The sequence below is a fragment of the Ruegeria sp. CJ3 genome (assembly GCF_056536725.1).
This window is the reverse complement of the sequence record NZ_JBQFQE010000012.1, coordinates 43,181-56,288: the sequence shown is the minus strand read 5'-3', so window position 1 is coordinate 56,288 and position 13,108 is coordinate 43,181. Positions and strand designations below refer to the sequence as shown.

The following is a 13,108-nucleotide window of genomic DNA, read 5'->3' as shown; positions in this document are numbered from 1 at the left end:
CGATGAAACGCCTCTCGGAGTACCACCATGCCCGTTTTCCTCGACACCACCGCGCCCGATTTCGAGCCCACGTTTCAGGCGCTGCTATCGGCCAAGCGCGAGGACAGCCCCGATGTGGATGCGGTGGTGGCGCAGATCATCGACGACGTGCGCACCCGCGGCGACGCGGCAGTGATGGAACTGACCGCGAAATTCGACCGGCTGGAGCTGACGCCCGAAACCATGGCCTTCAGCGCCGATGAGATCACTGAGGCGGTCGCGCAGGTGACGCCCGAGGACCGCGCCGCGCTGGAACTGGCCGCAGATCGTATCCGTGCCTATCACACGCGCCAGATGCCCGAGGATCAGGAATGGACCGATGCGGCGGGCGCAACGCTCGGCTGGCGCTGGTCGGCGGTTTCGGCGGCGGGTTTGTATGTGCCGGGTGGTCTGGCCTCCTACCCGTCCTCGGTGCTGATGAACGCGATCCCGGCCAAGGTGGCGGGGGTTGGGCGGCTGGCCATCGTCGTGCCCACGCCCGACGGGCAGGCGAACCCGCTGGTCCTGCTGGCCGCGCAACTGGCGGGCGTGGATGAGGTCTATCGCATCGGCGGCGCGCAGGCGATTGCCGCGCTGGCCTATGGCACCGACACGATCGCGCCGGTCGACAAGATCACCGGGCCCGGCAATGCCTTTGTCGCCGCCGCCAAACGCCGCGTGTTCGGCAAGGTGGGCATCGACATGATCGCGGGCCCGTCCGAGATTCTGGTCATCGCCGACAAGGACAATGACCCCGACTGGATCGCGCTGGACTTGCTCAGCCAGGCCGAACATGACGAAAGCGCGCAATCCATTCTGATCACCGACGATGCCGGTTTTGGTCAGGCCGTCGCACAGGCCGTCGAAAAGCGTCTCGAAACCCTGCAGCGCCGTGCCATCGCGGGCGCAAGCTGGCGCGATTTTGGCGCAGTCATCACCGTGCGCGATCTGGATGAGGCCGCCGCCTTGTCGAACCGCATCGCCCCCGAACACCTTGAACTTTGCGTGGCCGACCCCGTGGCACTCAGCAAAAAAACCATCCATGCAGGCGCGATCTTTCTGGGCCAATACACACCCGAAGCCATCGGCGATTATGTCGGCGGCCCCAATCACGTCCTGCCCACGGCCCGCTCGGCGCGGTTTTCCTCGGGCCTCAGCGTGATGGATTTCCTCAAACGCACCACGCTCAGCCAGATGACGCCGCAAGCCCTGCGCGCCATCGGTCCGGCGGCAGAAAAGCTGGCCCAATCCGAAAGCCTTGAGGCGCATGGCTTGTCGGTCACGGCACGCCTGAGCCGCTTGAACGACTAAAGACCCAAAGCGCTGGCGCTTTGGTGCGTTGCTCAACCAAACGCGTTGTTATAGGTCTGTGCAGACGCAAGGATTGTGACCGTAAAGATGACCCGAATTTCGCATATCGAACTGGACGACCGAAACCTGCCCCCGCCGACCCCCGAGATCGAGCAGGAGCGCAAGGTCGCCATCTATGATCTGCTTGAAGAGAACACCTTCACCCTGCCCAAGCGCGACGAACGCCCCGCGCCCGAGGGTCCCTATCACGTGCAACTGTCGATCCGCGACAAACGGCTGGTCTTTGATATCGCAACCGAGGCCAGCGAAAAAGCGGCCGAGTTTCACCTGTCGCTGGGTCCCTTTCGTCAGGTGGTCAAAGACTATTTCCAGATCTGCGAAAGCTATTTCAACGCTGTGAAAAACCTTCCGCCCAGCCAGATCGAAACCATCGACATGGCCCGGCGCGGCATCCACAACGAAGGCAGCCGCGTCCTGCAGGAACGACTTGAGGGCAAAGCCGATATCGACACCGACACCGCCCGCCGCCTGTTCACGCTGATCTGCGTGCTGCATTTCGGGGGCTAACGGGTGACGCCGCTGCCGCAGTCGATCCTGTTCTGCTGTGACCATAACTCGGTCCGCTCGCCCATGGCCGAGGGCATCATGAAGAAGTTCTACGGCACCGGCACCTATGTGCAATCCGCCGGTGTCCATAACGATCTTGAGATTGACGGCTTCTGCATCGCTGCCTGTCAGGAAATTGACGTGGAACTGTCGCGCCACCGCTCTCGTTCTTTCGACGAGATGGAGGAATGGGGCGATGACCTCAGCTCATTCGACCTGATCGTGGCCCTGTCGCCCGCCAGCCAGCGAAAGGCGCTGGAACTGACGCGGTTTTTTCACCTCGATGTCGATTATTGGCCAATTATGGACCCTACCGGGTTAGGCGAGACCCGCGAGGAAAAGCTACGTCACTACCGTCAGACCCGCGATCAGATCATCAAACATCTGAAAGACCGCTGGGGCGAACCAACGGAGCGACCATGAACCAAACAGTCAAAGTCGGCTTGAATAAACAATAGCTCAGTGGTGATTTAACGTGATGCGTGCTGTAAGACGGAAGATACGTGGGGAACGCAATGTGGTTGCGGATCCGGGATACCCTAAAATGGGGCCGAGGCATTATTTTGAACGGCTCCCAGAGCTCCATTCAGAGATACAGCCTGCGGCTTATCTTGAGATTGGGACGGAAAGTGGTGCCAGCCTGAGCATGGCGCGCTGCCCTTCGGTTGCTGTAGATCCAGCGTTTGATCTTAGATCTGGTGCGCTTGATGGAAAATCCGTCATCCATCTTTTTCAACAGACCAGCGACGACTTTTTTGCGTCCAACATTCTCGACAAGTTGGAGTTGATCTTTGACCTGGCGTTTCTGGATGGAATGCACCTTTTTGAATATCTTCTGCGCGACTTTATCAATACAGAGTCAAAGATGTCGCGTGATGGTGTTGTATTGCTTCATGATTGCGTGCCGTGGAATGGGCTCATCTGTGAACGCACTTGGGACAAAAGCAGGACCCGCAGTTGGACCGGGGACGTATGGAAGCTGGTTCCAATCTTAAAGGAGTGGCGCCCTGATCTGGATGTACAAGTCACGCCCTATGCGCCCACCGGTCTCGTTGAGATCCGGAACCTTGATCCAGAAAATACGACCTTGGTCGAAGCTTATGACGAAATCGTAGCCCAGTACATGGAACTGACGCTCGAGACCTTCGGGTTGGCGAAATTCTGCGACTTGTGCGGGTTGACTGCAGCGGAAGATACGACTTCGGCGACCACGCCGCGCCTGCTTGCGATCAAATCCTCGACGCCAGATGCGAGTGAAAAGGCACATTGGGGCGACTTCCATTTCGCCAGGGGCCTCGCCCAAGCCGTTGAAGCCCATTCAGAGGGCCGTTGGCGGGCCCGGGTGGATACGCGTGACCTTTGGGATACCCCGCCCGAACCCAATCAGGTTGACTTGGTTTTGCGCGGGCACAAGGTTTACGATCCTCGCGGCAGCACGCCTTGTCTTATGTGGCATATCTATCCTGGGAAGCCGCCGCTATACCAGGATGAGATCGATTTGATGGATCATCTTTTCGTTGCATCGCAAGTTGTTGCAGACCGGTATCAGGCTTCATATCTACCGCAGGCATTTGATTCCGCCATTATGTATCCGGCCGAGATCGATGCGCCGAGAAACGGTATAGTTTTTGTCGGAAACAACCACTTTTCACGCGGCAAGCTGCGCCCCATTGTGCAGATGGCACATGACGCTCAGGTTCCGATCCGTATTTGGGGCAGGCATTGGGAAGAGACACCTGCGCTGAAAGACGTGATTGCGCCTGTGATCGAAAACGACAGTTTGGGAGAGCTCTATCGAGGGGCCAAGATTGTTTTATGTGATCACAATAAGGGCATGGCGCGCGCTGGTTTCTTGTCAAACCGCATCTTTGATGCACTTGCATGTGGGGCGCCGGTTATTTGTGATCAGATAGATGTGCCCAAACGTTTGGCCCCTTTCGTGAAAATAGCAAGCACCCCCGAAGAATTTGCAAAGGCCGTGGAAGAGATCGAAGGTGAGAGTGAGACGATGAAAGCGGATCGACAGGCATTCGCGCTCGAGATAGCTGAAGATGAAAGTTTTTCCGCTCGGGCAAAGCACATAATTTCACATGCAGATAGGGCCTTGGTGCAATCGGAAAATGCGGCGGGCCAGTAAGATATTCAACATTGCTGCGATCAATCCTCGAAACTGGAGAGTTTGCTTACTTCATCAGAGCGAAAACACAATGTTCTGACATAGTGCTGGTCTTCTGCCAGCGCCTATTCCAGATATTCGAAATCCGATAGCATCACGTAGCGATGCGGCACTACCGCAGACCCGCAATCAGATCATCAAGCATCTGAAAGACCGCTGGGGCAAACCAATGGAGCGACCATGAACCCGACCGTCAAAACCTATTTCGACGCCTTTAACGCCGGTGATGTCGAGGCCATGCTGGCTTGCCTGTCCGACGATGTGGCCCATCATGTCAACGAAGGACAGATCCGCGTCGGCAAAGAGAAATTCGCCGCCTTCTGCGCCCATATGAACCGTTGCTACCGCGAAAACCTGACCGATATCGTGATATTCGAAGCCCAAGGCGGCACCCGCGCTGCGGCCGAGTTCATCGTTAACGGCACCTATCTGGAAACCGATGAGGGCTTGCCCGAAGCGCATGGTCAGACCTATCGTCTGCCTGCCGGGTCGTTCTTTGATCTGAAGGATGGCAAGATCACCCGCGTGACCACTTTTTACAACCTCGCCGACTGGACCAAACAGGTCTCGAATGGCTGAGATCACCGACGTCCGGCCCCTGACCGGTGCGGCGCTTGAGGCCGCGCTGGACGATGTGGCGGGCCTGCGGATTGCGGTGTTCCGCGACTGGCCCTATCTCTACGATGGCGATCTGGCCTACGAGCGGGACTACCTGCAATCCTACCGCGACAGCGACAAGGCCATCGTCGTTGGCGCGTTTGACGGGGGCAGGCTGGTCGGTGCCTCGACCGGCGCACCGCTGACCGATCACGCCGATGATTTTGCCGCAGCCTTCGCGGGCAGCGGGCTGGACCTTGGCGATATCTTCTATTGCGCGGAATCCGTCCTGTTGCCGGGCTATCGCGGACAGGGCATCGGGCATAGGTTCTTTGATCACCGCGAGGCGCACGCCCGCGCGCTGGGGTTCGTAAAATCTGCCTTCTGCGCCGTGCAGCGCCCCGACGACCACCCGATGCGCCCCACCGATTACCGGCCACTGGACCCGTTCTGGCGCGCCCGCGGCTATGAACCGCTGCCCGGTGTGGTGGCGCAGTTTTTGTGGAAAGATGTGGACGAGACCCGCGAGACCCAAAAGCCGCTGCAATTCTGGATCAGGGATCTGTAGCACCGCGTCCGGCCTGCCACACTGAATGTAACAGTAGATCAAATGTGATTTGCGACCGTTTGGTGCGCATGTTAGCAGCCGCTTTGACGAGGCCGGTTTTGGCCGAAGGTTCGTTTCGAAACTCCGCAGCCCGTCGATTTCTAACCCGGCTGCAAACGCGAATATCTAAGGGGTCCCAAGTGCTTGGATTAAGGCATGTGTCGTCGCGGCACATCATTATTACTGTTGCAATCCTGAACTTTCTGATGGTTGTGATTGGCTATATTACCCGGAATAACCCCACCAAGTTTTACCGCGAAGGGGCGGTGGGAACACATATCTCCATCCTTCTGCTCGCCTTGATCGGATTTGTCAGCTTCCGCATTTTCCTGCATCGGCGCAGATACGCCATCTGGCTTTTGATTTCGCTGGGGTTTGTCTTTCTGGCTTTTGACGAAGGTCTATTGATTCACGAGAGGTTGGACGAAGCCTTTCATCAGTATTTCGGAATAACCGAGACTCGCCTGACTGATCGGTTGGACGACATCCTGATTGCTCTCTACGGCCTTGTCGGCGCGTGGGTTTTGTATCTCTACCGCAAGGAGCTTTTGCGCTTCAGGGCGTTGCTACGGTTCCTAATGGTTGGTTTTGCGTGTCTTGCAGCCTCGGTGGTGCTGGATCTGGCAACAAATGATAACGTAGTCTTCCTCTGGCTCGGAATTCCTGACGCCAATATCCCGGATTACAAACTGCCGCTCCGGGCGCTTGAAGAGGTGTTCAAGCTGATGGCCGAGGCGGTGTTTCTGGCCGGGTTTGTTCAAGTTCTACGCCAGGTCAGCGCGTCTGATTCCTAAGTCACGCGATCTGATCGGCGCGGGCCTTGTCGTAGAAACGGGGTGCGATTGCACCGTTTGATCTGTTCGGCCTGTACACCCCGCGAACTCCTCTAATAAAGTCTGCGCAACTCAATCTTGGAAGCGCCCATGAAAATCGCAACCGCCGCCTATGACCTCAACTGGCTCGACAGTTGGGCGCAGTACGAAGACAAGCTCGAACGCTGGGTCTCGGATGCCGCCGGTCAGGGGGGCGAGCTTCTGGTCTTTCCCGAATACGGCGCGATGGAATTGTCGACGCTGGACGGGCCCGGGGTGGCGGGTGATCTGGAACGCTCGATCCGGGCGGTTTCCGAGCGGATGGAAGATGTACAAAACATACATCAGCGCCTCGCAAAGACGTACAAAACATACATTTTGGGCGCTTCCGCCCCCGTCATCGACGGATTGGGCCGCCCGGTGAACCGCGCCGCGTTCTACGCGCCGGACGGACGCATGGACCATCAGGACAAGCAGATCATGACCCGGTTCGAACGCGAAACCTGGGACATCGCCCCCGGCGGTCCGCTGAAACTTTTCGACACAGCGTTAGGCAAAATCGGCGTTCTGATCTGCTATGACAGCGAGTTTCCGCTGCTGGGTCACGCCCTGCACGAGGCCGATCTGATCCTTGTCCCTTCCTGCACCGAGGCGCTGTCGGGCTATTGGCGCGTCCGTATCGGAGCGATGGCCAGAGCGTTGGAAAATCAATGCGTTACGGTCATGGCGTCGCTGGTCGGCAACAATGACTGGTCCGAGGCCGTGGACCAAAACACCGGCACCGGCGGCATCTTCGGCCCGCCCGACAAGGGCTTTCCACAGACCGGCGTGCTGGCGGAGGGCGCAACGAACCAGCCCGGCTGGACCTATGCCGAGGTCGATCCGGCCGCCATCGCCGCCGTCCGCGCCGATGGCCATGTGCTCAACCGCACCCATTGGGCCGAGCAGTCCCCGCGGGTTAATTCAGTCACAATATCCTCCCTTTAGGCGATTCCGCCCTTGAAATAAGGGCGAAATAGGCTCATTTAAGCGCACATCGCCCGCAGATTCTGCAGGTGCAACGTAACTATGGAGACAACATGGCCAAGGAAGATACGCTCGAATTTCCCGGTGTCGTGAAGGAACTCCTGCCTAATGCGACGTTTCGGGTCGAGCTGGAAAACGGCCATGAGATCATCGCACATACGGCAGGCAAGATGCGCAAAAACCGCATCCGTGTTCTGGCCGGCGACAAGGTGCAGGTCGAAATGACCCCCTATGATCTGACCAAGGGTCGGATCAACTACCGCTTCAAATAACGCCTGACACATGGCGTTTATCCTCGGATCGGGCAGCCCAAGGCGGCTGGACCTGCTGGCGCAGCTTGGCGTGCAGCCCGATGCCATCCGTGCCCCCGACATTGACGAAACGCCCCTGAAGGCCGAGCTGCCGGTGCCCTATTGCAACCGCATCACTCGGGCAAAAGTGCAGGCAGTTCAGGCGGATAGCGATGATGTTACCCTCTGCGCCGATACCACGGTGGCGCTGGGTCGTCGCATTCTGGGCAAGCCTGCCGATGCGGGCGAGGCGGCGGAATTCCTGCACGCCCTGTCCGGTCGCCGCCACCGGGTCATCACCTCGGTCGCGGTGCGGCGGGGCGACCGAATCCTGCAGCGCGACGTGGTCTCGCAGGTCAAGGTCAAGCGTCTGTCGGATCTCGAGATCAACGCCTATCTGGCGACCGGCGACTGGCAGGGCAAGGCCGGGGCCTATGCGATCCAGGGCCCCGCAGGCGCGTTTATTCCCTGGATTTCGGGCTCATTCACCGGCATCGTGGGTCTGCCACTGGCCGAAACGGCCACCCTGCTGCAGGGCATCGGCTATCCTTTGTATCGCGAGGTCACATGAAGGGCCGCACCATCGTTCTGGACCACATCCAAGACCGCGAGGCCGCCGCGTTGATGGTGGACGGCGTGCTTGACGATTTCCTGATCGCCACCGACCTGCCGCCCCCCGGCACCATCTACCGCGCCCGCGCCGAACGTCCGGTCAAAGGGCAGGGCGGCATGTTCCTGTCGACCCCCGACGGCCCGGCCTTTCTGAGGCAGGTCAAGGGGTTGCCCCCCGGCGCCACGTTGCTTGTGCAGGTGACGGGTTATGCCGAACCGGGCAAGGCCATTCCGGTGACGAACCGCATCCTGTTCAAAAGTCGCTATGCGATCGTCACGCCTGATGCGCCCGGTCTGAACATCTCGCGCAGCATCCGCGACGACGATCTGCGCGACCGCCTGCTCGAGATCGCCCATGAGGAGATGGAGGGCAGCGCCCATGGTCTGATCCTGCGCTCGTGCTGCCGCGATGCGGACGCCGCCGAGATCGCCGAGGACATCTCGGCCATGCGGGCGCAGGCCGATCAGGTGCTGAACGATGCGGGCACCGGGCCCGAGACCCTCAGCGAGGGCGACGGTCCGCATATCCTGGCCTGGCGCGACTGGACCGATCCGGCCGAGGTGGTAACGGCTCCCGGCGGGTTCGAGGCGCATGGCGTGCTGGACGCACTTGATATCTCCCGTGGGATCAGCGAGCCGCTGCCCGGCGGAGGACATCTTTATATTCAGCCGACCCGGGCGCTGGTGGCGGTGGATGTGAATACCGGCTCGGATACCTCTCTGGCGGCAGGAACCCGCGCCAATTTCGCCTGCGCGAAAGTTTTGCCGCGGGCGTTGCGGGTGCGCGGGCTTGCGGGCCAGATCACGCTGGATCTGGCACCCATGCCCAAGAAAGACCGCCGCGGCTTTGAATCAGCCCTGCGCGCGGCCTTCAAGGCTGACCCGGACGAGACCGTTCTGGCCGGCTGGACCCCGCTTGGCCATTACGAATTGCAACGTAAACGAGGCCGCATCCCCCTGACGGAGGCGTTGAAATGAGCTGCCCGATCTGCGGCGACAAGACCGTCCGCCCCTTTCGTCCCTTCTGCTCGAAACGCTGCGCGGACGTCGATCTGGCCAAATGGCTGAACGGGTCCTACGCGGTTCCGTCGCAGCGCGAAGAGGACGCCGAACCCGACGACACCAACCCGCCGCGTCCGCACTGAAAAAATCTGAAAAAGCCTCTGGACACCGCCTGTGGCAAGTCATAGAAGGCCTCCACCCAACGGCAAATGCCGTTCCCGTGCCCGGGTAGCTCAGGGGTAGAGCAGTGGATTGAAAATCCTCGTGTCGGTGGTTCGATTCCGCCCCCGGGCACCACTTCAAACACCGCAGATTTGATCTTTGGCCGCGGGCGCCTCTGCACCTCATCAGCGCTCAATACAACAAGTTCAGCATCAGCAGCGACACGATCAGGAACAGCACGGTCATGACGCCGCCTGAGCGGACGAAGTCCATCACCTTATAGCCCGCAGGCCCCATGATCAGCGCGTTGACCTGATGGGTGGGAATGACAAAGCTGTTCGAGGTCGATATCGCCACCGTCAGGGCAAACACTGCCGGATTGGCCCCCGCTGCCACGGCGATGGAAACCGCCAGCGGGACCAGCAGGACAGTTGCCCCCACATTCGACATCACCAGCGAAAAGGCGGTTGCCAGAATGGCGACGCCCGCCTGCAGTGACCAGATCGGCCAGCCGTCCAGCAGAACCATGATCTGCTGCGCGATCCAGGCCGCCGTACCGGTGTTCTGCACCGCCTGACCCAGCGGGATGAGGCAGGCCAGCAGGAACACCGTGTTCCAGCCGACGGCGCGATAGGCCTCGTCGACGCTGAGGACGCGGGTCAGCATCATGCCCGCTGCACCGGTCAGCAGGCACAGCGACAGCCGCACATCGGTGAACAGGATCAGCGACAGCGACAGGGCGAAGAACCCAAGCGCCCAGCCGACTTTCTGCGGGCGCAGTTCATCCTGCGGGAAATCCGAGGTGACGACCACGAAATCCGGGTCGCGCTTGATCCGCATCAGGTTGTCCCAGCGGGTATGGGCCACCAGCATGTCCCCGGCGTGGAATTTCTCGAGCCCGATCTGGGTCGACTGGTGGGTGTCCGTTTCGACATGGCTCAGGGTTTCCTCGCCGCGGTGGATGGCCAGCAGCGACATGCCATAGGTCTTTCGGAACAGCAGCTCGCGCGGGCATTTGCCGATCAGCTTGCTGTCGGGGGTCACGACCACCTCGGCAATGCCTGCATTGGTGGCGGCGAACTCTTCGACAAAGACATCCAGATCGGGCAGCACCGTCAGCCCGAATTTCTGCGCGAATTCCTCGATCACCCAGCGCCGGCCGATGATGGCCAGCCGGCAGGGGGCGGCGATCTCAGCGGTCAGGACCTGTACCATCGAGGTTTTGCCCCGGTAGAAGGTCGAGATGATATACAGGTGATTTTCGTGGTTTATATCGGCCAGAACCTGCCCCACCAGCGGGCTGTCGGCGGGGACGACGACCTCGAACACATCTGCCTTCAGCCCGTAGACCCGCTGCAGATATTCCTGCGTTCCCTGCCCGGTGCCGGTGTTCTCGGATCCGGCATCGCCCGGCAGGACCCATTTGCCCAGCAGCAGGAAATACGCGATCCCGGTCAGGATCAGCGCGGCCCCGATCGGCGTGACGGAAAACAGGCCGAACGGCTGCATCTGCTGGGCCTCGGGCAGGCCGCTATTGGCGGTCTGGATCAGGTCGTTCAGCAGGATCAGCGGGGATGAGCCGACCATGGTCATGGTGCCGCCGAGAATGGCGCAGAACCCCATCGGCATCAGCAGCCGCGATAGCGCGATGCCCGAGCGTGACGAGATTCGGCTGACAACCGGCAGAAACAGCGCGGCGGCCCCGACATTCTGCATGAAGGACGAGATCACGCCGACGGTGCTCGAGATGATCGGCAGTACCCGGTTCTCCGACGTGCCGCCATATTTCAGGATCACCGCCGCGACCTTGTTCATCAGCCCGGTCTTGTCCAGACCGGCCCCCACGATCATGACCGCGATGATCGAGATAACCGCGTTCGATGCGAAGCCGTCGAACAGATGCGGGACATCGGCCAGATTTTCCAGCCCCGGCGCATAGCTGAGCAGCCCGACGAGTACCAGAACCAGAATGGCCGACAGATCAATCCGCACGATCTCGGACACGAACAGGAAAACCGTAAACGCCAGCAGCGCGCAGACGACGCCCATCTCGAACGAAAAGGCCAGTTGTTCCAATGCGCCCCCCGGTTGGTCTGCTCAAATGCGTAATTGATATGTCTAGGCGATCACCCCTGATTTGTCATGGATTTTCCGCGCGCTGCCGCCACTGTGTTGTCGGGCGGGGGCGCGGATCAGCGATAATGCTTGTTGCGGGACATCTTGCCGATGCCGGGGTTCAGGCTGTTGGTCGGGTCCACCGATTTGTAGAACGCCGCCAGATCGGGCTTGGCGGGATAGAGGTGTCCGACATTGTGCTCGGCCGGGTATTCGGCCCCGCGGCGATCCAGAATCTCAAGCATCGCGGCCTTCAGCGCCTTTGGGTCGGCACCTTTCTTCACCACATAGTCCTGATGCAGGACGTGGCACATGAAATGGCCGTAATACAGCTTGCTGACCAGTTGATCGGTCAGTTCGGCAGGCAGTTCCTCGAACCAGTCCGCGTCGTTGCGGCGCAGGGCGATGTCCAGCGCGATGATGTCTTCGACCTCATGCGCGTGCACTTTCATATAGCGGATCGCGGCCCCGGCAGCGGCAAAGCGGTGCAGACCGGCGATCTTGGCCTCGCGCGGGTCGCATTCGAAGAAATCCAGCTGTTCGTCATCCACCATCTCGCGCAGCAGGGCGCGCGCCTCGTCAATGCCACCATCGCGCATTTTCAGGATCAGGTGGTGGGGATAGCGTTCGCGATAGGCCCGCATCCGTCGGGGCAGAATATCGGGCCAGAAGCGCATGGCGAACTGCATGAACCGGTCGGTGAAATTCGCCAGCCCCGGGATGCTTTCAAGCCGGGCATCCACTGCGCCTTTCAGCGCAAAGAAGGTCGGCAGCCGGTCCGTGCCCAGCTTGTCGATCATCACCATCGTGTCCTTGCCGTAGCGGTCCGAGATGTCGAAGACCTCTTCATGCATGTATTCGGCGCTGACGGGCAGGGTGTTGAAGCCCGACAGGATGCGGCGGCGCAGTTCGGTCAGGGCGCTGGTCTCTTTGGCGCCGATATAGAAGGTGCGCTCGGCATCGTTCTTGGGGTAGGTGTCCAGCCGGACGGCGAAGACGGCGAGCTTTCCGGCGCAACCCGCAGCCTCGTAAAGGCGTGACTTGTCGGCGTTGAAACGCGCGGGCGTATCGGCGTCCACATTGCGCACGCGCCGGGCATAGTCGGTATCTGAGGCTTTGCGGTTGTCGGTCTCGATATCCGCTGCGCTGAAATCGCCGTTCTGCAGGCGGGTCAGGATGTCTTCGGGGCTGTCGCCCAGATTGATCCCCAGATGGTTGACCAGCTCCAGCTGGCCGTCCTGCGTGATGCGGGCATGCAGCGACAATTCGGTATAAGACGGGCCGCGTTCGACCAGCGACCCGCCCGAATTGTTACACACCCCGCCCACAACCGAGGCCCCGATGCACGAAGACCCGATCACCGAATGCGGCTGCCGCCCTATCGGGTCCAGCAGCTTTTCCAGCGCAAACAGGGTGCTGCCCGGAAAGCTGATGACCTGCTTGCCGTCATTGATCAGATGCAGGTCATCCATCCGCCGCGTGTTGATCAGCACCACGTCGCGATCATAGCGGCCCTTGGGGGTCGATCCCTCGGTCAGGCCGGTATTGGCGGCCTGCATGATGACGATCTTGTCGGCGGCGACACAGGCCTGCAGCACCTGCCATTGCTCCAGCAGCGTTGCGGGTTGCACCACCGCCAGCGCATCGCCTTCGCCCGATCTGAACCCCCGGCGAAACCGCCGGGTGCTGCGGGCCGAGGTCAGCACATGCCGCCGCCCGCAAATGGCCTGAAAGCGCTGGATCAGATCGGTGTCGGTCATCGCTCAGCCCTCCG

General features: G+C 60.4%; 14 protein-coding genes and 1 tRNA gene. 13 read left to right on the top strand and 2 right to left on the bottom strand.

Translation table 11 applies throughout. The features are described from left to right. Positions 1 to 27 precede the first annotated feature (27 nt). From hisD to ACR0J1_RS17550, 13 genes are all read left to right on the top strand, one after another. Positions 28 to 1,329 carry a histidinol dehydrogenase gene (hisD, locus tag ACR0J1_RS17610; protein ID WP_480734002.1) on the top strand — a complete coding sequence of 434 codons (1,302 nt, stop codon included), beginning with the start codon at positions 28 to 30 and terminating at the stop codon, positions 1,327 to 1,329. An 87-nt stretch (positions 1,330 to 1,416) separates the two neighbouring features. Next, positions 1,417 to 1,896, top strand: a complete 480-nt coding sequence (locus ACR0J1_RS17605; RefSeq protein ID WP_480734001.1) for a UPF0262 family protein — start codon at positions 1,417 to 1,419, stop codon at positions 1,894 to 1,896. A 3-nt stretch (positions 1,897 to 1,899) separates the two neighbouring features. Beyond that, positions 1,900 to 2,358 (top strand): arsenate-mycothiol transferase ArsC, encoded by a 459-nt coding sequence (locus ACR0J1_RS17600; protein ID WP_480734000.1) that lies wholly within the window; start codon positions 1,900 to 1,902, stop codon positions 2,356 to 2,358. Between the two features lie 94 nt (positions 2,359 to 2,452). Then, complete coding sequence (locus ACR0J1_RS17595; RefSeq protein WP_480733999.1) at positions 2,453 to 4,072, top strand: glycosyltransferase family protein; 1,620 nt, start codon at positions 2,453 to 2,455, stop codon at positions 4,070 to 4,072. 219 nt (positions 4,073 to 4,291) lie between these two features. Then, positions 4,292 to 4,690, top strand: coding sequence for a ketosteroid isomerase-related protein (locus tag ACR0J1_RS17590; protein WP_480733998.1), 399 nt, complete (start codon positions 4,292 to 4,294; stop codon positions 4,688 to 4,690). Further along, complete coding sequence (locus ACR0J1_RS17585) at positions 4,683 to 5,276, top strand: GNAT family N-acetyltransferase (protein ID WP_480733997.1); 594 nt, start codon at positions 4,683 to 4,685, stop codon at positions 5,274 to 5,276. Before ACR0J1_RS17590 ends, ACR0J1_RS17585 begins: the two co-directional genes overlap by 8 nt. A 179-nt stretch (positions 5,277 to 5,455) precedes the next feature. Next, positions 5,456 to 6,109, top strand: a complete 654-nt coding sequence (locus ACR0J1_RS17580) for a hypothetical protein (RefSeq protein WP_480733996.1) — start codon at positions 5,456 to 5,458, stop codon at positions 6,107 to 6,109. Positions 6,110 to 6,238: 129 nt separating this feature from the next. Next, the gene (locus ACR0J1_RS17575) at positions 6,239 to 7,114 is read left to right on the top strand and encodes a carbon-nitrogen hydrolase family protein (protein WP_480733995.1); all 876 of its coding nucleotides are present in this window, start codon (positions 6,239 to 6,241) and stop codon (positions 7,112 to 7,114) included. A 92-nt stretch (positions 7,115 to 7,206) separates the two neighbouring features. Further along, entirely contained in the window at positions 7,207 to 7,425 is a 219-nt protein-coding gene (gene infA, locus ACR0J1_RS17570; protein WP_005978431.1) for a translation initiation factor IF-1, read from the top strand. A 10-nt stretch (positions 7,426 to 7,435) separates the two neighbouring features. After that, on the top strand, positions 7,436 to 8,014 hold the full coding sequence (locus ACR0J1_RS17565; RefSeq protein ID WP_480733993.1) for a Maf family protein: 579 nt from the start codon (positions 7,436 to 7,438) through the stop codon (positions 8,012 to 8,014). Then, positions 8,011 to 9,033 (top strand): ribonuclease E/G, encoded by a 1,023-nt coding sequence (locus tag ACR0J1_RS17560; RefSeq protein ID WP_480733992.1) that lies wholly within the window; start codon positions 8,011 to 8,013, stop codon positions 9,031 to 9,033. Before ACR0J1_RS17565 ends, ACR0J1_RS17560 begins: the two co-directional genes overlap by 4 nt. Beyond that, positions 9,030 to 9,200, top strand: a complete 171-nt coding sequence (locus ACR0J1_RS17555) for a DNA gyrase inhibitor YacG (RefSeq protein ID WP_480733991.1) — start codon at positions 9,030 to 9,032, stop codon at positions 9,198 to 9,200. Before ACR0J1_RS17560 ends, ACR0J1_RS17555 begins: the two co-directional genes overlap by 4 nt. A 79-nt stretch (positions 9,201 to 9,279) precedes the next feature. Further along, positions 9,280 to 9,354, top strand: a tRNA-Phe gene (locus ACR0J1_RS17550). Positions 9,355 to 9,411: 57 nt separating this feature from the next. Here ACR0J1_RS17550 and ACR0J1_RS17545 read toward each other — a convergent pair. Then, on the bottom strand, positions 9,412 to 11,268 hold the full coding sequence (locus ACR0J1_RS17545) for an SLC13 family permease (protein ID WP_480734058.1): 1,857 nt from the start codon (positions 11,266 to 11,268) through the stop codon (positions 9,412 to 9,414). Positions 11,269 to 11,411: 143 nt separating this feature from the next. Then, entirely contained in the window at positions 11,412 to 13,094 is a 1,683-nt protein-coding gene (gene dld, locus ACR0J1_RS17540; RefSeq protein WP_480733990.1) for a D-lactate dehydrogenase, read from the bottom strand. Between the last annotated feature and the right edge of the window lie 14 nt (positions 13,095 to 13,108).

What these genes read in the sequence shown, in the direction of transcription:
- hisD (WP_480734002.1), top strand. Translation starts at nt 28, where the DNA reads ATGCCCGTTTTCCTCGACACCACCGCGCCCGATTTCGAGCCCACGTTT.
- ACR0J1_RS17605 (WP_480734001.1), top strand. Translation starts at nt 1,417, where the DNA reads ATGACCCGAATTTCGCATATCGAACTGGACGACCGAAACCTGCCCCCG.
- ACR0J1_RS17590 (WP_480733998.1), top strand. Translation starts at nt 4,292, where the DNA reads ATGAACCCGACCGTCAAAACCTATTTCGACGCCTTTAACGCCGGTGAT.
- ACR0J1_RS17585 (WP_480733997.1), top strand. Translation starts at nt 4,683, where the DNA reads ATGGCTGAGATCACCGACGTCCGGCCCCTGACCGGTGCGGCGCTTGAG.
- ACR0J1_RS17575 (WP_480733995.1), top strand. Translation starts at nt 6,239, where the DNA reads ATGAAAATCGCAACCGCCGCCTATGACCTCAACTGGCTCGACAGTTGG.
- infA (WP_005978431.1), top strand. Translation starts at nt 7,207, where the DNA reads ATGGCCAAGGAAGATACGCTCGAATTTCCCGGTGTCGTGAAGGAACTC.
- ACR0J1_RS17565 (WP_480733993.1), top strand. Translation starts at nt 7,436, where the DNA reads ATGGCGTTTATCCTCGGATCGGGCAGCCCAAGGCGGCTGGACCTGCTG.
- ACR0J1_RS17560 (WP_480733992.1), top strand. Translation starts at nt 8,011, where the DNA reads ATGAAGGGCCGCACCATCGTTCTGGACCACATCCAAGACCGCGAGGCC.
- ACR0J1_RS17555 (WP_480733991.1), top strand. Translation starts at nt 9,030, where the DNA reads ATGAGCTGCCCGATCTGCGGCGACAAGACCGTCCGCCCCTTTCGTCCC.
- ACR0J1_RS17545 (WP_480734058.1), bottom strand. Translation starts at nt 11,268, where the DNA reads ATGGGCGTCGTCTGCGCGCTGCTGGCGTTTACGGTTTTCCTGTTCGTG.
- dld (WP_480733990.1), bottom strand. Translation starts at nt 13,094, where the DNA reads ATGACCGACACCGATCTGATCCAGCGCTTTCAGGCCATTTGCGGGCGG.